General features: G+C 37.0%; 18 protein-coding genes and 3 tRNA genes. 11 read left to right on the forward strand and 10 right to left on the reverse strand.

All coding sequences use genetic code 11. The annotated features are described in order from the left end of the window. On the forward strand, positions 1-1,788 hold a 1,788-nt coding region (gene dxs, locus BZK14_RS05885), incomplete at its 5' end, for a 1-deoxy-D-xylulose-5-phosphate synthase (protein WP_143691374.1). On the opposite strand, the gene BZK14_RS05890 is transcribed toward dxs, so the two are convergent. From BZK14_RS05890 to BZK14_RS05900, 3 genes are all read right to left on the reverse strand, one after another. Further along, entirely contained in the window at positions 1,736-2,935 is a 1,200-nt protein-coding gene (locus tag BZK14_RS05890) for a BaiN/RdsA family NAD(P)/FAD-dependent oxidoreductase (protein ID WP_077925628.1), read from the reverse strand. The genes dxs and BZK14_RS05890 overlap by 53 nt on opposite strands. Before the next feature lie 93 nt (positions 2,936-3,028). After that, a complete protein-coding gene (locus BZK14_RS05895; RefSeq protein WP_077925629.1) occupies positions 3,029-4,405 on the reverse strand; it encodes a flavin-containing monooxygenase in 1,377 nt (458 codons plus the stop codon). A 199-nt stretch (positions 4,406-4,604) separates the two neighbouring features. Beyond that, entirely contained in the window at positions 4,605-4,955 is a 351-nt protein-coding gene (locus tag BZK14_RS05900; RefSeq protein WP_077925630.1) for a hypothetical protein, read from the reverse strand. A gap of 275 nt (positions 4,956-5,230) precedes the next feature. Between BZK14_RS05900 and BZK14_RS05905 the strand changes: the two genes are divergently transcribed. From BZK14_RS05905 to BZK14_RS05935, 7 genes are all read left to right on the forward strand, one after another. Next, positions 5,231-6,442 (forward strand): tyrosine-type recombinase/integrase, encoded by a 1,212-nt coding sequence (locus tag BZK14_RS05905; RefSeq protein WP_077925631.1) that lies wholly within the window; start codon positions 5,231-5,233, stop codon positions 6,440-6,442. 11 nt (positions 6,443-6,453) lie between these two features. Then, positions 6,454-7,308, forward strand: coding sequence for a hypothetical protein (locus BZK14_RS05910; RefSeq protein ID WP_077925632.1), 855 nt, complete (start codon positions 6,454-6,456; stop codon positions 7,306-7,308). A 99-nt stretch (positions 7,309-7,407) separates the two neighbouring features. Continuing rightward, positions 7,408-7,614 carry a helix-turn-helix transcriptional regulator gene (locus tag BZK14_RS05915; RefSeq protein WP_077925633.1) on the forward strand — a complete coding sequence of 69 codons (207 nt, stop codon included), beginning with the start codon at positions 7,408-7,410 and terminating at the stop codon, positions 7,612-7,614. 1 nt (position 7,615) lies between these two features. After that, positions 7,616-7,924 (forward strand): hypothetical protein, encoded by a 309-nt coding sequence (locus BZK14_RS05920; RefSeq protein ID WP_143691375.1) that lies wholly within the window; start codon positions 7,616-7,618, stop codon positions 7,922-7,924. A gap of 90 nt (positions 7,925-8,014) precedes the next feature. Beyond that, positions 8,015-8,446, forward strand: coding sequence for a hypothetical protein (locus BZK14_RS05925; RefSeq protein WP_077925634.1), 432 nt, complete (start codon positions 8,015-8,017; stop codon positions 8,444-8,446). Positions 8,447-8,529: 83 nt separating this feature from the next. Further along, positions 8,530-9,039 carry a hypothetical protein gene (locus BZK14_RS05930; RefSeq protein WP_143691376.1) on the forward strand — a complete coding sequence of 170 codons (510 nt, stop codon included), beginning with the start codon at positions 8,530-8,532 and terminating at the stop codon, positions 9,037-9,039. Between the two features lie 226 nt (positions 9,040-9,265). Then, positions 9,266-10,036 (forward strand): hypothetical protein, encoded by a 771-nt coding sequence (locus tag BZK14_RS05935; RefSeq protein WP_077925636.1) that lies wholly within the window; start codon positions 9,266-9,268, stop codon positions 10,034-10,036. Between the two features lie 282 nt (positions 10,037-10,318). Here the strand turns inward: BZK14_RS05935 and BZK14_RS13260 are convergent. After that, positions 10,319-10,408, reverse strand: a tRNA-Sec gene (locus BZK14_RS13260). A 126-nt stretch (positions 10,409-10,534) separates the two neighbouring features. Between BZK14_RS13260 and selA the strand changes: the two genes are divergently transcribed. From selA to BZK14_RS05950, 3 genes are read left to right on the forward strand one after another with little or no spacing between them, the layout of a single operon-like run. Beyond that, complete coding sequence (selA, locus tag BZK14_RS05940) at positions 10,535-11,878, forward strand: L-seryl-tRNA(Sec) selenium transferase (protein WP_077925637.1); 1,344 nt, start codon at positions 10,535-10,537, stop codon at positions 11,876-11,878. Further along, positions 11,875-13,662 (forward strand): selenocysteine-specific translation elongation factor, encoded by a 1,788-nt coding sequence (gene selB, locus BZK14_RS05945; RefSeq protein WP_077925638.1) that lies wholly within the window; start codon positions 11,875-11,877, stop codon positions 13,660-13,662. Before selA ends, selB begins: the two co-directional genes overlap by 4 nt. A 10-nt stretch (positions 13,663-13,672) precedes the next feature. Further along, positions 13,673-14,023: a Spx/MgsR family RNA polymerase-binding regulatory protein gene (locus BZK14_RS05950; protein ID WP_077925639.1), complete on the forward strand. Its 351-nt coding sequence runs from the start codon at positions 13,673-13,675 to the stop codon at positions 14,021-14,023. Between the two features lie 112 nt (positions 14,024-14,135). On the opposite strand, the gene BZK14_RS05955 is transcribed toward BZK14_RS05950, so the two are convergent. The 6 genes from BZK14_RS05955 to ftsH form a co-directional block, all read right to left on the reverse strand. Beyond that, a complete protein-coding gene (locus BZK14_RS05955) occupies positions 14,136-15,488 on the reverse strand; it encodes a uracil-xanthine permease family protein (protein WP_077925640.1) in 1,353 nt (450 codons plus the stop codon). A 123-nt stretch (positions 15,489-15,611) separates the two neighbouring features. Beyond that, positions 15,612-15,687: transfer RNA gene (locus tag BZK14_RS05960), tRNA-Val, on the reverse strand. 123 nt (positions 15,688-15,810) lie between these two features. Further along, a tRNA-Val gene (locus BZK14_RS05965) sits at positions 15,811-15,886 on the reverse strand. 68 nt (positions 15,887-15,954) lie between these two features. After that, positions 15,955-17,874 carry a peptidase U32 family protein gene (locus BZK14_RS05970; protein ID WP_077925641.1) on the reverse strand — a complete coding sequence of 640 codons (1,920 nt, stop codon included), beginning with the start codon at positions 17,872-17,874 and terminating at the stop codon, positions 15,955-15,957. Between the two features lie 18 nt (positions 17,875-17,892). Further along, positions 17,893-19,263, reverse strand: a complete 1,371-nt coding sequence (locus BZK14_RS05975; RefSeq protein ID WP_245831189.1) for an amino acid permease — start codon at positions 19,261-19,263, stop codon at positions 17,893-17,895. A 121-nt stretch (positions 19,264-19,384) separates the two neighbouring features. Then, positions 19,385-21,262 (reverse strand): ATP-dependent zinc metalloprotease FtsH, encoded by a 1,878-nt coding sequence (gene ftsH / locus BZK14_RS05980; protein WP_245831191.1) that lies wholly within the window; start codon positions 21,260-21,262, stop codon positions 19,385-19,387. Positions 21,263-21,402: the final 140 nt, after the last annotated feature.

The raw sequence follows: 21,402 nt of genomic DNA on the forward strand, positions 1-21,402 counted from the left end.
ATTCAAAGCGTGTTGGAAAGTGGTGGGCACTTTGCATCTGGTTTAGGTGTGATTGAACTCACTGTTGCATTACACTATGTTTTTGATGCGCCGAATGATGACATAGTTTGGGATGTTGGCCATCAGGCTTATCCTCATAAAATTTTGACAGAGCGTCGTGATCAACTCAAATCCATTCGTCAAAAAGATGGCTTAAAGCCCTTCCCTTGCCCTAAAGAGAGCAAATACGATGCTTTTACTGTTGGACACTCATCAACTTCGGTAAGCGCATCTTTAGGCATGAGCATTGCCAATGATCTATTGCGTACACATCATCATGCCGTTGCAGTGATTGGTGATGGTGCTCTAACCGCGGGTATGGCATTTGAAGCATTGAATCACGCAGGTGCCATTAAAGCGGATATGTTGGTAATTTTAAATGACAACAATATGTCCATTTCACCCAATGTTGGCGCTTTAAGCAATATGGTTACAAAAACATTATCTAATCCAATCATGCAGTCACTACGCTCAGAAGGTAAACGCTTCATCGAAAGCTTACCTTTACCACATGCATTAGAATTAGCTAAACGCACAGAAGAACAGATCAAAAATATGGTTGCGGGTGACGGTGGATTATTTGAAGCTTTAGATTTTCAATATTTTGGTCCTGTAGATGGTCATGATTTACCTTCTTTGATCAAAATATTACAAAATTTAAAACAGAAACGCGGCCCAAAACTCTTACATTTAATTACGCAAAAAGGCAAAGGTTATTCTCAAGCAGAATCTGCTCCTGTGAAATTCCATGCAGTTTCTGCACCAAAACCTATTGATAAAATTGAGACTAAACCTACTGCCAAAACCTATACGCAAGTTTTCTCACAGTGGATTTGTGATGTTGCCAAAAAAGATCATAAAATTGTTGCCATCACACCTGCAATGCGGGAAGGCTCTGGTTTAGTTGAATTTGAGCAACATTTTCCAAAGCGATTTTTTGATGTTGCAATCGCAGAGCAACATGCCGTCACAATTGCAGCTGGTATGGCAATGAAAGGTTTAAAGCCTATAGTTGCGATCTATTCAACATTCTTACAACGCGCTTATGATCAATTGATTCATGATGTTGCCTTGCAAGATTTACCAATTGTATTCGCCATCGACCGTGCGGGTGTTGTTGGACCTGATGGCCCAACACATATTGGTGCATTTGACTTAGCATATTTACGCATCGTGCCAAATATGGTGATCATGGCACCATCCGACGAAAACGAGCAATATCACATGCTGAATTTAGCATTAACTGTACCTCATCCAACAGCTATACGTTATCCTCGTGGCTCAGGCGAAGGTATAGAAATTACAGAAACATTAGATATTCAATTTGGTAAAGCAAACATTATTCGCAAAGGTGTTGATATTGTTATTTTTGCAGTAGGCACAATGCTGCACGTTGCAGAAAAAGCAGCAAATGCACTCAATGCAACCTTAGTGGATTTGCGTTTTGTAAAACCATTGGATGCGGAATTGATCACAGCAGAAGCCAACAAGCATAACATCATCATCACAATTGAAGATGGCGTTGTCACAGGTGGTGTGGGTACTGCGATCCAAGAATTATTGGCACAGAATTTTATATTTAAGCCAATCAAAACGTTTGGTTTACCAGATACATTCTTAGAACATGGTGAGCGCCATGAAGTGCTTGCAATGGCAGGCTTAGAAGCTGATCAATTCTTAAAAGATGTCACAGAATTTAAACATACTCTGATGCAGCATGTGCAGACGCCCATGCCCATTGGAAGTTAAATCCTCCCAATTGACCTGAAACATCCAAAACTTCGCCCACAAAAAATAAACCTTTTTGCTTTTGGCTTTCCATCGTTTTGGATGATATTTCTGTTGTATCAACGCCACCTAAAGTAACTTCTGCCGTGCGATAGCCTTCAGTGCCTGCAGGCTTCACTTCAAATTGATGCAATGATGATGCAACTTGCAATAGTTTTTCATCACTCCATTGCCCGATCATAATATCAGCTTGATCTTGCCACAATAATTCTTGAAGCTCTAACACTAAATTTTTCGGTAGATATTCAGTTAATAAAGTGCGTAATAAAATTTTAGGTTGGCTATTTTTCTTAGCTTTAAACAACTGCGCTAAATCTTCTTGTGGCAAGAAATCAATATTAAAACATTGTCCTGCTTGCCAATAATTCGATAACTGCAACGAGCTTGGCCCACTCAAACCACGATGTGTAAACAACAGCGCTTCTGTAAAACTCTGCTGATCATTCGATAACGTTGCCTCAATCGCATTACCACTTAAGCGACCTGTAATATCTTTCATAGTATCTGAAAAAGTAAATGGCACTAATCCTGCACGCGTCGGAAATACCTTATGTCCAAATTGCTTGGCAATCTCGTACCCAATACCAGATCCCCCCAATGTTGGAATGGACAATCCACCTGTTGCCACAACCACAGATTCAGCTTCAAAATTCCCAGCAACGGTTTGAACTTTGAATCGACCAGTTTGCAAAATATCCACAGATCTCACTTCGCTATGTGTACGAATTTCTACATTTCTAGTATGTTCACACTCTTCAACTAGCATGGCCAAAATCTGCTTTGCGCCATGTAATGTGAATAACCGCCCATGAGCACGTTCTTCATATTCAATACCATGCGCGCACACCAAACTAATAAAATCCCAATTGGTATAGCGCTTTAAAGCTGAAATCGTAAAAGGATGATTATGCGTAATGTAGTTATTAGATTCCACATCAAGATTTGTGAAATTACATTTACCACCGCCTGACATTAAGATTTTTTTACCAATCTTATTTGCTTTCTCTAAGACAAGAACCTTACGACCCCGTTGCCCTGCCATAAATGCCAGCATTAGGCCTGATGCACCTGCACCAATGATAATCACATCATATTGTTTATTTGACATAGTTCTAAAGCTGATTGGCTAAAACGCGCCATTATATGTGATTTTGTCAGCTTATGCGACACCAAGGCGACGCTGCCTTGGTGTTTACCCTTCTTAAGCCTCTTTTTTGAGAGGTTCAAAATTGAGAGATAAAAAATATTCTAAAGTGTCATCTTTAATCTCTAACCATGGCTTGGGTAATTGTGGTGCCAAGGTATTGGTTTGTGTAGAACGATAAGATTTTTCACGGAATCCCATAATGTCTTCCTTCTTATCCTCTTGCCACTCTTTTAAAATTTCTGCTTGTTTTTCAACAGCAAAATCGGGGTAATCAGTTAAATTCACAAGATCACGAACGTACGATGCTTGGAAATCAATCGAAGCATAACAAGTTTTAGCAGCTTGTCGCTTCGCTTGCCATTGATCCATATCCGATTGTCGATCTGCTTCATTCGGTAATTCAAAACGATCAATCATATAATCACGTGCCAACCATGCTTGTGCATCAAACATATTGAATGTGAAATATTGATCCTGCATACCTAAATAAATTAACTGAGGATGCTCTTGCCAGAAAATACCTTTGTAAAGATTTTCAGGATAGAGGCAATTGTGCGTTTGTAAACGCAAACGATCTTCCAAAAATGGAAAGTGGAATTGATAGCCAGTACACAAAATAATGGCATCAAATTCTTCACTAGTACCATCTTTAAAATGTGCAATATTACCGTCAAAATGCGTCAATAATGGCACTTCTTTAATGCCTTCAGGCCATTCAAAGCCCAGTGGTTTAGAACGATAGCTAATCGTAATTGAGTTTGCGCCATATTTATAACACTGCGTTGCAATATCTTCTGCTGAATAGCTACTGCCTACCAACAAAATATCTCGCCCTTCAAATTCTAAAGCATCCCGGAAGTCATGTGCATGTAAAATTCTACCTGGAAACTGATCTAAGCCTTCAAAATACGGCATATTTGGCGTAGAGAAATGGCCTGTTGCCACAACAACATAATCAAACTCTTCTGTTTCTTGTTGTTCTGTTTTATGATTCATCACCGTAACAGTGAATTTCTGAGTTTCATCATCGAATGTTACCCAACGAACAGGACATTCAAATTTAATGTATTTGCGAATGTCTTGCTTATTGATGCGCCCCATAATGTAATCTTTGAGGACAGCTCGTGGTGGATATGATGGAATTGGCTGACCAAAATGTTCTTCAAATGAGTAATCAGCAAATTCTAAACACTCTTTAGGTCCATTTGACCAAAGATAACGATACATACTGCCATGAACAGGTTCACCATGCTTATCTAGCCCTGTTCGCCATGTATAATTCCACATCCCTCCTATATCATTTTGTTTTTCATAACACACGATCTCTGGTAAATTTTCTACACCTTGTAATCGTGCCGCTTCAAAGGCACGTAGCTGTGCCAACCCGCTTGGACCTGCGCCCAAAATTGCAATACGTTTCTTCTCGATCAAAACATACTCCTTTTTTGTTGAGGACCTTTAACCATATAAAATGATTTGACTTAAGTCAAATGAATGTGTGGATAATTCAACATTAATATCTATCTGAAAATATTATTTTTCTTTTATGAAAATATTTAATCTATTGATTATTTAAACAACAATTCAATACAAATAATGATAGAATTTTACAAAAAATAAGTCCTATCCACTAAGAGCATTGCAAGGTATATGCCTTTTTTATTTTATATACACTCCCCATTTCATCATTTCTTATCATATCTACAGGTAATAATTCTGAATCATAAGCAATACCAAAAACACTAAATTCACCATTAGGCCATTCGGTAATTGCATAGTTAACATTCGGATTATAATTTTGAGATTTTGTACCTTCATTAATGTATTCACCAGACACGATAACATATCTCAAACGGTAAATTTTATTATATGAGCCATCACTTTTTTGCGGACTAACACATGCAACACCTTTATCCAAAATCTCCCCAAATACTATATTTAAATGAGTTACAATTAAAAATAAAATAATTAATAATTTCAAAACAATTATCTCTAATATTTATAAAAATAAAGATAATATATTATTTTTAAATAATAAAAAAGCCCTGATAAATCAGAGCTTAAAATATGGCGGAAGCAGCATCGAACGAATATACTTCCTAAATAATCTAACCACAGCCAATACAATATAGTATTTATGCATTGTTTGAAAGATACATCATAAAATACTATCTAGGATTATCCACTAAAATCTATTAGAATCTACAAATAATAAGGGTACGGATAAGGGTACAGGATTTTATAGGATGATGATTAATGGCTAAGACGGTTACACCGCTTACAGTGGCGAAAATCAACAACGCAAAACCTAAAGATAAGCTTTATCGCTTATTTGATGGTAATGGCTTATGTTTAAAAATATTAAGCTCAGGCTCTAAAATTTGGGAGTATCGCTTTAAGAACCCGATCACAGATAAAGAAGATACATTCATCATAGGCGATTACCCTTTAATCTCATTATCAGAAGCTCGTATCATCCAAACAGAAAAGCGAAGCATGGTAGCCAAAGGTATTGATCCAAAGATTAAAATCAAATCTCAATTATTTAAGGATCTATTCCCCCAATGGTTTAATACTTGGAGTACAGGCACAAAGCACAACATAGCAACTGAATCAGTTATACAACGTTATATCATGCCTATATTGAAAGATTATGACGTAAGCAAGATTGAGCCACCTCAAATCGTTAAGGCGCTCAGAGAATTAGAAAAAGCGGATAAGCTCGATACATTACTCAAAACTAAATCAGGTTTAAAACTCATGTTTGATTATTTAGTTGCTGAGGGATATATCAAATACAATCCAGTCATTCAGGTAGCAACCTCGATATTCAAAAAGCCAAAGAAATCACATCATAGACGATTAGAAAATAATCAGATCTACTTAATCCATGATTTTTTTAATTATGAGGGCGTTAGTCCAATCATCCGCTTATGTACTCAATTCCTCATGAGAACCGCTTTAAGAGCTAAAGAAGCTTGTACGCTCAAATGGGATTACTATGACGAAGTAAATCAATTGATAATTATCCCTAGTGAGAATATGAAAGTTAAAGATGGTAATGACCATATCATTCCACTATCAAGCCAATTAATTGAGATCCTGAATACACTTAAAGAGATAACAGGCGATTATGAATATATCTTCATGAACGCTGAATTTACAGATCACATTAATACAGAAGCAACCACTAACGCCATGAAACAGCAAAACGTACCGACTTCTACACATGGATTTAGGTCATTGGCTTCAACAATTATTAATGAGGGATCATTATTCCGTTCAGGGGCGATTGAAGCATGTTTGGCTCATAAGGATAGAGATACAATCCGAGCGATATACAACAAAGCGAAATACTTACAGGAAAGAAGAGAAATTCTTCAATGGTGGTCAGATTTTATTGACCAATGCGACACCAAAGAAAATAACCTTTTAACACTTCAAAAATACGATATTTTAAGCATATAGAGATCAATATTATGAGCAAATTAGCAGACTTAAAAAAATGGTTTACAGTCCCCGAAGCCATTGAAAAAATAAAAATAACTATGAATCAAACTATTACAGAAAGTGACTTATATCAATTGGCAATACACAATGAAATAACTTTATCCACCGTATTTCCCAATATATATGATTTCAATCCTGACTTTTATGTACTAAATGATGAAAATCTAACTGAACAATTCAAACAAGTAGAGCAAAAAGTAAGTAAAGATAGATCAAAAAGCACTCTGACGCTTGAAGAGTTAGAAATCTGGGAACGAACCAGTAAATTTGATCAAAAATACTATCGCCATTATCAAGATAGGTATTGTCCAAATACTATTTGGAATATTAGAAACTCTAGTATTAAGCCGACAGATCTACTACTAGCATATTACCATGCCACACAATTTAACCAACAAGTAGATATGCCAAATAGTTGCCTTATCCAATCTCCTGATCAAACTATCATTGTGCGTTTAAATTTTTACAACTTATTAGCATCAGCACTTGAAACTTTTCAATTCATTATTGAAAAGAGTGAATTAGATAGATTCATTAATACGTTAAAACAAGATGAAAATAAAACTAATCACACACCAATAGCAAATGCTGATAAAAATAATGAAAAACTTCATCCACGCAAATACAATAATTTAGTTACTTTGATTGGTTTTCTTTTAAAGCATCCTAATGAAATACCAAATCGAATTGATGACCATACAATTATCATAGATAAATTACTAAAATCTTTTCAAACAAAAAATTATAAGATTTATGAAAAAGAGGCTCTAACTGATGTTATTAAAGATGCTTTGAGATTAATTCAAGAAAGAGAATCTAATTAGAAATTATTTACTACATCTATTTTCTAACTAGAACCCAACGTGTATTCAAAACTTAATAATAAAGCTCCTATTAATTTGTAACTATATGGAGCTTTAAAGATGAATACAGACAAACAATTCATTAGATTAAATCAAGTTATCAATCTCACTGGCTTATCACGAGCAAGTATTTATAACTACATTCAAGAAAGCAGATTCCCAAAGCCTGCAAAATTTGGCAAGAATTCATTGTGGGAATACTCAGAGATCCAAACATGGATTAATGATCGCCTCACAGAGCGTGATACAGCTCAGAGAGGTATTTAATATGACTAGCAGAGAGCTAAAAGAACTAAGAATATTATCTATACTGGAAACTAGAAGTTTAAATAGGTTTGAAGCAGAAGTATTCGGCGATCACTGTTTACATTCCACTATTAGTGCTCTACACAAAAGAAAAGGATGTCTATTTGATAAGCAATGGGAAAGTGTACCAAATAGATTTGGGGAAGAAACACGAGTCAAACGCTATACACTGACTTATATTCCCGAACCATTGCAATTAAAGCTAAATGAATACAAAAAAGAAAAAGGCGCTCAACCGTCCAAAGTGAAAGCGCCCTATTCCAAGTTCTAACTAAAAATTCATTTAATTAGCCTAGAAACTATAACTCAGTTTTCATATTTGAACAATTGAGTTATAGCGTTCTAAATAATGAGATTTACTATGGGTCAATATAAGAAGCAGCTATACAAACAAAAAAAACTTAAAGCACAGGAAGAGATTAATGGTGCTACTTTTTCTATGCTTAGGCATGATGTGTTCAATAGCAAAGCATATTTTGCTTTGTCCCCTATCGCAGCTAAGTTACTTTTAGATGCGATGGCAATTTACAACAGGCTCAATAATGGCGATTTATCTTTTGCCTTTTCTGTCATGAAAGACAAAGGCTGGAACTCAGAAACCACATTACGAAAAGCTATTAAAGAACTACTAGATGCTGAGTTTTTAATTTTAAGTCGACAAGGTGGACGTAATAATCGCCCCAATTTATACGCACTCAGTTTTTATAATATTAATGATTGCCTGAATAAAGATGGTTTTTCTAAAATTGACATAAAAGCCACTAAGAAAGCACCTGATAATTGGAAAGCATAAATTTAAACAATGCGTCTAATCCCATATATAATGAGCCTTATTTCTAAGAAGGAGCAAAATATATGGATAGATGTGGAATATTCATGAATGATTTTGAAAGGACAGAAAATTCTGATTATATTCATGGAGTTATAGGTAGAGCATTAATCATTGCCACTAGATTTGAAATATCATGCCGAAGCTATGAAGAGATACCAAAAGTTAAAGCTTATCATATGGCAAGCCTACTGGACAATGACCCAAAAAAATTTGAAAACCTTATCGTACAAATGATGAAAAAATTTCAAAGCCTTAATACGTCTATTACCAATATAAAAGGGTTAAATGGAGACCTAACAGATATTTTACATGACGCTAGAGAATCGAGAAACTATATTGCACATTCTCTAACTATAGGGCTAGATAGATGTTTCGACCTAACAATGCCTAATAATATTTTTATTGATGAGCTTAAAGAACACATTAATAAAATTATTGATGCTGATATTTTAATCTCTCTTCTTATTGTCGGATCAAATAAAGACGACATCCCAACATTGGATAGTATCGCCAAATATAAAGCCTCTACCATGGACTGGATCTTTGATGAATAAAATACTTTTTAATCTAAAATTAATAAATGTACTTCAATTATTGTGGGCTACAAACCAAGTAGCCTATAGATATTAACGGCTAAATATCCAAACAGAGTACTTAGCCTACAGAATCTGGTGCTATTAGATTATTTTTTAGTCATTTCAGCCCACAAAATATGGCGTCCTTAATATATATAACCATATCCCATTCAATCACTACTTAACTCAAGACAATGCTTTGGCAATGAACCAACTAAAAAATATCCTAGTAAAAATCATCGCATCAACACAAACAGATAAATTTAAAAAAATTAGTACTATTATCTTTAAAACCATCTATGTGTTAACGGTACTAAATTTATTAAATAACCACCCCATCATTGGATGGATACTATTTTATTTTCCAGTTTTTTACTATTTAATTTTTCGATACAAAGCCATTGATATATTAAAACAAAGGTTAATTCCGATTTTATTAACAACAGGGGCTTTTTTCTATATCGGAAATGTCTATGCTGAAAAGATTTTGAATTCTGAGTTTCAAATTATGACTGAATACTTAAAGCATTCAACAATAGTGCTAGGAACCATGTATGCGACTATTTTCTTTATGTTTTGCCTTTTGCTTTATTACACATCAATTTTATTATTTGTTTTTCTTAGAAACTATTTATTTACATTCCTACAAGACAATATCCAGATACACGAAAATTTAGCCAAATCAAATTACATCAGCAAAACAAAATGGGGTCGTGTAATTAATAGATATAAGACAAAACACTTATTTGTGCCATTTATAATAATATTTGCTGGATTTATTACTTTCAATCACTTGAGGGATGGATTAAAAGCTATAACGCCCAATGTATTACTCTTTGATGCTTATAGTTACTCTATTTGCAACTCATCAACAGAAGATCATTATCTCTATATACGTAAAAATGAAGATCAGTGCTATAGAGTAGAATCAGTATTTCCGCTGAAGTATACACAACAAGATATTAAAAAAAATTGATGTGATACTCAAAAGCTGAGTTATTAGATGCTATAAAAAAGAAAGATCATCTCAACTGAAAATGATTTTCATCATATAAAATATTGGAAAACTAAATTAAAGTAACAAGCTGATTTATAATAAATAAAATCCGATATTAACGATACTTTTCAGAGCCTATATACCGAGTACAATCACACACAAAAAAATTATAGTGTAGACAATAATGAGGGTACAGATAAGGGTATAGGGACTCACAAAAAGACAAAAGCTCTTGATTCACAAGAGCTTTTCAGTGTTGTTTGGCGGAAGCAGCAGGAATCGAACCTACCTCAGCCGATAGGCTGACAACGGTGTTGAAGACCGCGGAGCCCCCAGGACCCATTTACTTCCGCGTGTACTATAACATTCACCATAACAATTCACAAATTTCTCATTGCAGATTGATTCAGCGCCCTTTCTCATGATTTTTCAACTATAATTAACACAATATTGTCATTAGAAAAATAGGCGAAAACTGTGCAATTATCGAACATCATTCAAGTGGGCAAACTGTTAGATCGCCCTGAGTTTGCAACTTATATCACAATATTGGGGCGACCAATTGTGAGCGAAATTATTCGTTCAACTATTGATCAATACAAAAACCAGATCATGGAAACTCAACACAGCGTTGATTTAGATGAATTAACATCACAAATCACTCAGCAACTCCATTTTGTGATGTATGAAAAAACTCAGCCAGTGATCAATGGCACAGGGATTTTAGTCCATACAAACCTTGGTCGCTCCCCTATTCATCAAGATATTTGGGATCAGGCTGGCGAAACAGTTTGCCGTTATTCTAATTTAGAATTTAGCTTAATTGATGGTAAACGAGGTAATCGCATGGGCATGCTTAATCGCGTGATTCGTGCTTATTTTGGTGCTGAAGATAATATTATCGTCAATAACAATGCCGCAGCCGTACATTTGATCTTAAAAACTTTTGCCATTGGTAAAGAAGTAATTATATCGCGCAGCGAGCAAGTGCAAATTGGCGGCGGCTTTCGCATTCCTGATATCTTAGAAGAATCAGGCGCGATTATGAAAGAAATTGGTACAACCAATATCACAACTTTAGATGACTATTTAAATGCCATCACAGAAAATACAGCAATGGTTCTGTTGGTGCATCAATCTAATTACTTTATTGAAGGATTCACAGAACAAGTTGATCCAAAAGAACTCAGAAAACATTTACCTGAGCATGTGATGCTCGTTGTGGATCAAGGCTCAGGCAATCAATCGCCGTTACTGCGTGATGAAACAACTGTGAGCTACTATGAAAAATTAGGTGCAGATATCATCTCTTTTTCTGGCGATAAAATGATGGGGGGCCCACAGTCAGGCATCATCATTGGTAAACAAGAATATATTCAAAAAATCAAAAAACATCCAATGATGCGCGTATTCCGCCCTGGTAAAGAAACTTATGCATTATTAGAAACACTATTAATCACACAGATGAATGATAAGAATAGCACTGTGAATCGTACAGAATGGGCTTTAAAGCAACCATTAAGTTGGCATAAATCACTCGCTGAAGAATTGGCTCAAAAAATTGGCCACAATGTTAAAGTGATCAAGTCTGAGTTCTTGGTGGGCGGTGGCACAACACCAAAAGCCAAATACCCAACATATGCTTTAGAAATTCAATCCAAACAATCTGCGGATGATCTATTAACTTTCCTTCGAGAGCAGCCAACAGCAATCATTGGTGTGATTCATCAAGGCAAAGTTTTGATTTACCCAATCTCCCTTCTCTCTTCTGAATATGATTATGTTGCTCAAGTTTTAGCTGAGCTAAAGGATGCACAATGAATGCAGTTATCGGCACCGCTGGTCACGTTGACCATGGTAAATCTTCACTCATTCATACATTAACTGGCATTAATCCTTCTCGTTTACCGCAAGAATTGGAGCGTGCAATGACCATTGATCTGGGGTTTGCACACTTTACATCACCACGCGGTGATAAAATTGGCATCATCGATGTGCCTGGGCATGAGCGCTTCATTCGTAATATGGTGAGTGCGGTTTGGGGCTTGGATTTAGTTTTATTTGTGGTTGCAGCAGATGAAGGATGGGCACCATTATCTATGGAACACTTACGCATCATCACCGCGCTGGGTAAACACGAATGTATTCTCGTTTTAACCAAATGTGATTTGGTGGATAAAATACAATTACAGCTAGTTGAAGATGAAGCGCTAGAGCACTTTTTAGATACAATGGGCACACTGCCTGATGTAGTGCATGTGAGCGCGCATACAGGGCAAAATATAGAGCAACTCAAACAAATCATTGTAGAGAAAACTCAAAATCTACCAGAGCGCGATGAACTAGATTATGGTGCACATATTTATGTGGATCGTGTATTTTCCGTCAATGGGATTGGTACGACAATCACAGGCACCTTGCGCGGCGCTGAGATCAAAGAAAACGATACATTAACATTATTCCCCGGCAATCAGCCTGTTAAAGTACGATCACTACAGCGTTATCATAGCCAAGTGGATATTGCAGAGCCTTATTCCCGTACAGCTGTTGGTTTGAAACAAGTGAATAAAAAATCCGTGAGCCGCGGTAGTTGCTTGGTTGCTAATCCTGATGCAATCACTATGAGCACTGATTGGGTTGTGCAATTAGATCCGCAATTCAGTAGTATGCTGAAAAAACAAGGTGTTGTGGAAATTGCCTTAGGCACATCACACACGCAAGCCAAATGCTTTGTTTATGCAGATGGCCAATTGGCAAGATTACAATTAAATGAAGCCATTCCTGCATTCTGGGGACAACCCATGCTCATTATCCAACATGGTGGCAGCCGGATCATTGGCTCAGGTAAAGTTGCATGGTTACATCCTTTGAATCCTAAATTGCGAAACCTATTACAAGAAGCTTTAACAACCATCAATATCAAAAGTGCGGATTTAGAATCTAAAATCGCCTTAGAAATTCAACTGAATGGTTACACTTTGCGCCATGCGGGTATTAAACAACCTGATGATTCAGAAGTTTTGGGCGCTTGGTGGATTTTGCCAAAAGCTAAACAAAAACTACATGATGCGTGCGCCAATGTATTAAATAACGCCATCAGCGCAATGACAACCGAAGACATTGCAAAAAGCATTCAGCATCCGCTCACTTTGACAGAAGCAATGATTGATCAAGGCTGTGCAAGCAACGAATGGCAAAAAATCAAAGGTGGCATTGTCAATTCATTCAATCTTTCGAGTGATGCTCTGCCTGATAATCTCCAAAATCTATATGATGACATTAAAGCTTGCGGCATTTCGGGCTTTGAAGCAGGAAAATCACGCATTGTTGGCATCAAAAGATTACTGCGTGCATTGACAGAAAAAGACCTCATTGTGCCCACAGAAGATGATATCTTCTTCGCCCTAGATGTTTATAACGAGATCGTGAAACAGATTATGATCAACCGTAAAATCGGTGAATTATTTACGATTGCAGATGCAAGAGAACGCATCGAATTATCCCGAAAGCAATTCATTCCATTATTGAATCGCATGGAAAAAGATGGCTGGGTGAAACGCATCGAAAACGATCGTGAAGTTTGCAAAGAATATATCGAACATTAAAGGAGTTCAAATGATTGAAGTTTATGGCATTCCCAATTGTGACACTGTGAAAAAAGCACGCGTTTGGCTTACTGATAATAATATTGAATTTACATTTCAAGATTTCAAAAAAATCACAGTAGAAACAGCAACCATTCAAAATTGGATCGATGCTTTTGGCTTAGACGTTGTCATCAATAAACGTGGCACAACATGGCGTAAATTATCCGATGACGAAAAAGCATTGTGTGAATCAGCAGATACAGTAATTCCATTAATTCTAAGCAATCTCAGCATGGTTAAGCGCCCTATTTTAGTGCAAGATGGCAAAGCCGTTTTGATTGGCTTTAAAGCGGAAGATTGGGCAAAGTATTTTCAATAATCTATAAAAATTCACACATAAAAATAAAAGCCAATTCATTAATCAATGATTTATCTAAATATCTCGCCCTGTGGGCGAGATATTAATGCCATGATTAAATCTTATCTATTAATTACTGTTCATCTTTTGGAAAGATTAAGTTCAAGATAATTGCTGTAAAACCACCTGCCGCAATTCCTGATGAGAATAGTGTTCTAATCATATCGGGTGCAAATTGTAAAATCATCGGTTGCTGAGAAACCCCCATACCCACAGCTAAAGATAATGCCATAATCATAATCGCACGGCGATTCAATGCTTCACGAGAAACAATACGCACACCAGAAGCTGCAATCGTACCAAACATCACCAATGTTGCACCACCCAAAACAGGCTCAGGAATACGTTGAACAAACTGCGCAACCGCTGGGAATAAGCCCAATAAAATCAACATACCTGCAACAACATAGCCAACGTAACGGCTTGCAACACCTGTTAATTGAATCACCCCATTATTTTGCCCAAAGCATGAATTTGGGAATGTATTGAATACCGCAGAAACCATTGAGTTTAATCCATTAGCTAAAACACCACCTTTCAAACGCTTCATGTACAAAGGACCTTCCACAGGTTGATCTGATACATCTGATGTTGCCGTAATGTCACCGATTGTTTCTAGCGATGTCACCATAAAAATCAAGATTAATGGTAGTAATAGATTCCAATCAAACGATAAGCCATAATAAAAAGGTTCGGGAATTGCAACCGTTGGCACTTCTTCCAGTACTTTATTTGGCAACATATCAGTTGCCCATGCAACGATATAACCTACAGCCATTGCAATAACTAATGATGCAATGCGTAAATAAGGATTTTTCTGACGATTCAATAAGATGATCACAGCTAACACAGATGCTGCTAATAATAAATATTTTGGTGAGCCAAATGTATTATCAGCCAAAGCATCATAACCACCACCAATAGAAGTTAAGCCCACTTGGATCAATGATAAACCAATGATCATCACCACAATCCCCGAAACTAATGGTGTAATGATACGGCGTGCTAAATGTAATGTGCGGGAAAGAATCACTTCTGTCATTGCTGCAACTAATAATGTACCAAATAATGCAGCCATCATTGCGTTATCATCTAATCCACCAGTTTTTAATGCTGTGCCACCCATGATCAAAGGTGCAACAAAATTAAAACTCGTCCCCTGAATAGACAAAAGACCAGATCCAACTGGTCCCCATGCACGAATTTGTATTAATGATGCAACACCCGATGCAAATAAAGACATACTAATGATGCGTTGAGTATCATGTGCAGATAAACCCAAAGCTTGACAAATAATCATAGCAGGCGTAATCACTGCTACAAACATCGCTAGAAGATGCTGAAAAGCTGCAAAAATGGTTTGGGGTAATGGTGGTTTATCTTCTAAACCATAAATTAGATCACTCTTGACAGCCTGCTCTGACATTTTGGGATTCTCCTGATCGCAAAATGCGCATTGTAATCTTGATAGAAAAAAAGGCAAGCAGATATTTATTGATATAATAAAAACAAATAAAAAAGGCTAGATTTTCATCTAGCCTTTCTATTATGGTGGGTAGTGAGGGGATCGAACCCCCGACCCTCGCCTTGTAAGGGCGATGCTCTACCAGCTGAGCTAACTACCCGAGTAGATGCGTATAATACTGAATGGTTCTGATCATGTCAATCTCTTTCAATGATCATTTTTTTACCAATCAGCTTGCTCACGACTTAAGCAATAAATACTAGATTTCTCTAGTCTTTCGATATGGTGGGTAGTGAGGGGATCGAACCCCCGACCCTCGCCTTGTAAGGGCGATGCTCTACCAGCTGAGCTAACTACCCGAAAGAGGAACGTATAATAACGAAAGAATAATATGCTGTCAATTTTATATTTGCTTAATTTTTAACCATTAAGCTCCACTACCTACCAAAGCTGATTTTAAAATATGAAGCTTGATCTTCCCCATTACATGCATTTCACATGGCCGACATTTGAATTCCAAACGAATTTCTTCTTCTTGATGTATCAAAACCATCGGCTCTGCACGCACTTGCCCTTGAACACCTTTTACGCCCTTGGCTTGCTTTGGGCATAAATTATACGCAAATCGTAAGCAATGCTTTGTGATCATCACAGGCACTTCACCTTTTTCTTGATGCGCCTCATATGCAGGCTCAATCAATTTAACGCCATGTTCTTCATAAAATTCACGCGCTTTATGATTATAAACATTCTCTAAATAAGTTATATGCTCAGAAGGATATTTGGCTTTCTCCTCACCTTCATATAAACGTACGCCACGCTCATTACTGTCAATATAAGCTAAACGCAACTGTTCAATAGCATCACGACGAATTTGATTCAATAAGCTCTTTGGCATGAATGGTGCTATTTTAACATTCACTGTCACACTTTTGGCTTCAAAAATTGTTTCGCCCAATTTCTGCAAACCTTCTTCTAAACCTTGCAATGTTTTTTCAACATTCTTCGCAGCTTCAAATTCACCTTCAATTGGATAAGTCACAGCCAAACCATCTTCACCAATCATCACCAAATCATATTTGCCATCAGTTTCTTGGAAAATGATATCAATGCCAATCTTACGGCTCGATGATTCGCGTGCTAATAATTTTTGCCATGCTGTGTCTGCATTGCGATACAACACCTGCCCTACTTTAACTTTTTCAATGTTCTCTGGTGCTTCTTCATGCCAATAAACTAGATAATGCTTATCACCAATCTCTTTCACTTCACTTGCACGAAAGCCAATAACTTCACGCTTAATCAGTACATTTAAACCATCACCATTCGCTAAAGGCTCTGATGTTTTAACTTCTAAGTGGTTACCACCAAATTTTAAAACTTCACCCACTTCAACACCACGAAATTTTGGTGAGTCAAATGCGCCAATGTCATCTTTACGAGCATTCACAAAATAATCTGTCGAACCACGATTGAAGGTTTTATCAGGATTAGGAATGAAATGATGAACTGTTGTACCGAGTGAACTGCGAGAGTAATCAGGATTCACATCTAAGAATTGATCCAACATTTGACGATAATGCGCCGTGATATTCTTTGAATATGCCATATCTTTATAGCGCCCTTCGATCTTGAAGGATTGCACGCCAGCTTCCACTAAAGCGCCCAAGTTTTCTGTTTGGTTATTATCCTTCATGGACAATAAGTGCTTATCAAAGGCAACCACTCGCCCTTCTTTATCTTTTAACGTATAAGGTAAACGGCAAGCCTGTGAGCAATCACCACGGTTTGCACTTCGGCCTGTATCTGCATGGGAAATATAACATTGCCCTGAAAATGCCACACACAAAGCACCATGAATGAAGAATTCTAAGGGCGTATCCACAGATTCATTGATCGCTTTAATCTCTTTCAATGATAATTCACGTGCCAATACTAATTGTGAGAAACCTACTTTCGATAAGAATTTTGCACGATCCAAAGTACGGATATCCGTTTGCGTAGAAGCATGCAATTCAATGGGTGGAATGTCCATTTTGAGAACACCCATATCCTGTACGATCAAAGCATCAACGCCTGCATCATACAATTCATGAATTAATTTACGGCCTTTTTCCAATTCATCATCATGCAAAATCGTATTGAATGTCACAAAAATTTTCGCATGATACTGCGATGCAAAATCTACCAATTTCGCAATATCCGAAACACTATTATCCGCATTGTAACGTGCACCAAAACTTGGGCCACCTAAATATACTGCATCTGCACCATGCAAAATTGCCTCGCGCCCGATCTCAATGTCGCGCGCAGGACTTAAAAGTTCTAATTGATTATGTTTTAACATTTCTACAAATCTATAAAATTACTTAAGCGTTTTATCCATTTTCTTCTTGATCTGAAAGCCCACAAATGTGATAGCTAGCCAAGCAGGAATCACAAAAACAGCAGGTTTAAAACTTCCCAACTGTGTCATTGCACCTACAACAATCAATAAGAAGATTAAACAAAAATAGTTCACATAAGGGAAAAATGGGGTTTTAAATTTAAATTGTTCACCTAAATGGGCTTTTCTAAAACGTAAATGCATGATAATAATTAAGCCCCAAGTGATCACAGCTGCCGCAATTGCAACTGACATTACAATCATAAATGCACCATTGGGCACTAAAAGATTAATAACAACCGCAATCAATGTAATCGCTGATGAGAATAAAATTGCTGCATAAGGCACACTATTTTTACTCAATTTCAAAAATACTTTAGGTGCATGATTTTGTTCAGCCAAACCATACAACATACGTCCATTACTATAAATGCCACTATTATAAACTGAAATTGCAGCTGTTAAGATAATGAAGTTTAGAATTCCTGCAACATGCGATAGCCCCAATTGCTCAAATACTAATACAAATGGACTGATACCAGCTTTAATACCCGTCCACGGTACTAAGATCAACATAATCACAATTGAGCCGATATAAAATAATAAAATTCTCCACATCACTTGTTTAATGGCTATTGGAATCGTTTTTTCAGGATTATCTGTTTCCGCTGCTGCAACCGCAATCATTTCTGTTCCCCCAAATGAGAACATTACAATCACTAACGAAACCCAAACACCCCAAGCACCATTTGGAAAAATATTGCTCAATCCACCATCGCCATAATCCCACAGATTAGAAATTTTCACAGCGGATGATTCCATAAATAGGCCTTTACCCACTAAATAAATGCCAAAAACAATCATACCAACAACTGCCAAAACCTTGACCAAAGCTAACCAAAACTCTGTTTCGCCAAAAAACTTCACGCTAGCAAGATTAATAGATGTGATGATAATAATTGTAGCAAGTACCGATGCCCACATTGGAAAATGAGGGAACCACTTAGCGATATATACTCCAATTGCTGACAATTCTGCCATACTCACTAAAATATATAAAAGCCAATAATTCCAACCTGCAAGAAATCCTGCATATTCGCCGCAATATTTATTCGCAAAATAACTGAATGCACCAGAAACAGGTTCTTCTGTCGCCATTTCTCCGATCATACGCATGATCATATAGATCACAAAACCACCTAACAAGTACCCCAAGATTAAACCTGGCCCTGCCAATGGTATTGACTCTGCTGTACCATAAAATAAACCTGTACCAATACAGCCACCCAAGGCTATCATTTGGATATGTCTATTTTTTAAATTGCGCTTCAGTGCTTGTTTATTTTCCATGATTCATTTTTTTGAGTAATAAAGTAGCCATGATAAGTCATCTAAAAAGAATTACAAAGAGGCTGAAAGTATTAAATAAAAAAAGCCTCTGTAAAACAGAGGCTATACAAGTTTAATATTATTATGCAAAATCTAACGTAGGAGGCACAGCTTCCGCATTAGGTGTATTACCACCGTCATCTTTCGACTTTGTATTCAACGATGAATCACTTAGTTCACGATCATTCATAATATCATCAACTTGCTGAGCATCGATTGTTTCTACATCTAATAATACTTTGGCCATTCTATGTAGGCGATCAATATCATCTTCTAGAACCTTTTTAGCTCTTGCATAGTTAGATTCAACAATACGACGAGTTTCTTCATCAATCAATTGTGCTGTCTCGTTAGAAATAATTTCTTGACGAGAACCTCGACCACCAATACCACCATCGCCTTCGCCAAAGAACAAGAAACCAACTTTGTCAGATAAGCCCCACTTAGTGACCATCTTACGAGCCATATCAGTTGAGTGTTGAATATCACTCATTGCGCCTGTTGTAACCTTGTCATAGCCAAAGATAATTTCCTCAGCAATACGACCACCAAATACCATAGCCATTTTATTATTGAGCCATTCACGAGAATTGCTCACGCTATCATTTTCAGGCAAAGTCCAAGTCACACCCAAAGCTCGACCACGCGGGATAATAGTTACCTTATACACTGGATCTGATTTCAAACGATAAGCCACGATTGCATGACCCGCTTCATGATAAGCAGTCAGTTTCATTTCATCTGCTGTCATCATAAGAGAACGACGCTCTGCTCCCATATAAATCTTATCTTTGGCATTTTCCATATCATCCATGCCAACTTCATTTTTATTTTCGCGAGCTGCAAATAAAGCACCTTCATTAACAAGATTGGCTAAATCCGCACCTGAAAAGCCTGGTGTACCCTTGGCTAAACTCAAAATATCAACATCAGCTGCAATCGGTACTTTACGTAAATGCACCTTTAAAATTGCTTCACGACCTTTAATATCTGGTAATGGTACAGTTACCTGACGGTCAAAACGACCTGGACGTAATAACGCAGGGTCTAACACATCCACACGGTTAGTTGCTGCAATAATAATGATACCTGAGTTATCACCGAAACCATCCATTTCAACCAACATTTGGTTCAATGTTTGTTCACGTTCATCATGACCACCACCTAAGCCTGAACCACGGTGACGACCAACAGCATCGATTTCATCAATGAAAATAATGCAAGGAGCATGCTTTTTAGCTTGTTCAAACATATCTCGAACACGAGCAGCACCAACACCCACAAACATTTCCATAAAATCAGAACCTGAGATCGTAAAGAAAGGTACGCCAGCTTCACCTGCAATGGCTTTCGCCAATAATGTTTTACCTGTACCTGGTGGGCCTACCATTAAAATACCTTTAGGCATTTTCCCACCTAAACGTTGAAACTTTGAAGGATCTCTTAAAAAATCAACAACTTCACCAACCTCTTGTTTAGCTTCATCTGCACCTGCAACATCAGAAAAACGTGTTTTCACTTCATCTGCTGACAACATACGTGCTTTAGACTTACCAAAACTCATGGGATTTTTACCGCCACCACCTGACTGGCGCATCATAAACATGATTAAACCAAATAAGATTAGAATCGGTAATAAATTTAAAATGATTGATAATAAAATACCGCGACCACGCATCTCCTTACCAATAATCGTAACATTCTTGTCGCGTAAGGTATCAATCAACATACCATTACTAGTTTCTGGATTATAAGTTGTAAAACGCTGGCCACTACTATAGGTACCATTAATTTCAGGCCCAGCAATTGTTACTTCCTTAACACGCCCATCATTAATGGCATTTAAGAATTCTGAATAAGCAAGTCCCTGTCCTGGGGAACTGCCAAAGTTTTGAAATACTAGCAGTACACCCAGTACCGCAACGATCAAAACAATGATATCTCTTCCGTTATATTTCAAAAGATTAACCTCTATACTAAGTTAAAAAATTGTCGTTCATGAGAATAAATTTCAAACTGCAACTATACCGAATATCTTTAATTTAGTCATCATTCATACATGGATGGAGGCAAAATTATCGAATTCAATGGCTGCGGTGC

The organism is Wohlfahrtiimonas larvae (assembly GCF_002006755.1).
Taxonomy (GTDB): Bacteria; Pseudomonadota; Gammaproteobacteria; order Cardiobacteriales; family Wohlfahrtiimonadaceae; genus Wohlfahrtiimonas; species Wohlfahrtiimonas larvae.

What these genes read in the sequence shown, in the direction of transcription:
- BZK14_RS05890 (WP_077925628.1), bottom strand. Translation starts at nt 2,935, where the DNA reads ATGTCAAATAAACAATATGATGTGATTATCATTGGTGCAGGTGCATCA.
- BZK14_RS05905 (WP_077925631.1), top strand. Translation starts at nt 5,231, where the DNA reads ATGGCTAAGACGGTTACACCGCTTACAGTGGCGAAAATCAACAACGCA.
- BZK14_RS05910 (WP_077925632.1), top strand. Translation starts at nt 6,454, where the DNA reads ATGAGCAAATTAGCAGACTTAAAAAAATGGTTTACAGTCCCCGAAGCC.
- BZK14_RS05915 (WP_077925633.1), top strand. Translation starts at nt 7,408, where the DNA reads ATGAATACAGACAAACAATTCATTAGATTAAATCAAGTTATCAATCTC.
- BZK14_RS05920 (WP_143691375.1), top strand. Translation starts at nt 7,616, where the DNA reads ATGACTAGCAGAGAGCTAAAAGAACTAAGAATATTATCTATACTGGAA.
- BZK14_RS05925 (WP_077925634.1), top strand. Translation starts at nt 8,015, where the DNA reads ATGGGTCAATATAAGAAGCAGCTATACAAACAAAAAAAACTTAAAGCA.
- BZK14_RS05930 (WP_143691376.1), top strand. Translation starts at nt 8,530, where the DNA reads ATGAATGATTTTGAAAGGACAGAAAATTCTGATTATATTCATGGAGTT.
- BZK14_RS05935 (WP_077925636.1), top strand. Translation starts at nt 9,266, where the DNA reads ATGAACCAACTAAAAAATATCCTAGTAAAAATCATCGCATCAACACAA.
- selB (WP_077925638.1), top strand. Translation starts at nt 11,875, where the DNA reads ATGAATGCAGTTATCGGCACCGCTGGTCACGTTGACCATGGTAAATCT.
- BZK14_RS05950 (WP_077925639.1), top strand. Translation starts at nt 13,673, where the DNA reads ATGATTGAAGTTTATGGCATTCCCAATTGTGACACTGTGAAAAAAGCA.
- BZK14_RS05955 (WP_077925640.1), bottom strand. Translation starts at nt 15,488, where the DNA reads ATGTCAGAGCAGGCTGTCAAGAGTGATCTAATTTATGGTTTAGAAGAT.
- BZK14_RS05970 (WP_077925641.1), bottom strand. Translation starts at nt 17,874, where the DNA reads ATGTTAAAACATAATCAATTAGAACTTTTAAGTCCTGCGCGCGACATT.
- BZK14_RS05975 (WP_245831189.1), bottom strand. Translation starts at nt 19,263, where the DNA reads ATGGAAAATAAACAAGCACTGAAGCGCAATTTAAAAAATAGACATATC.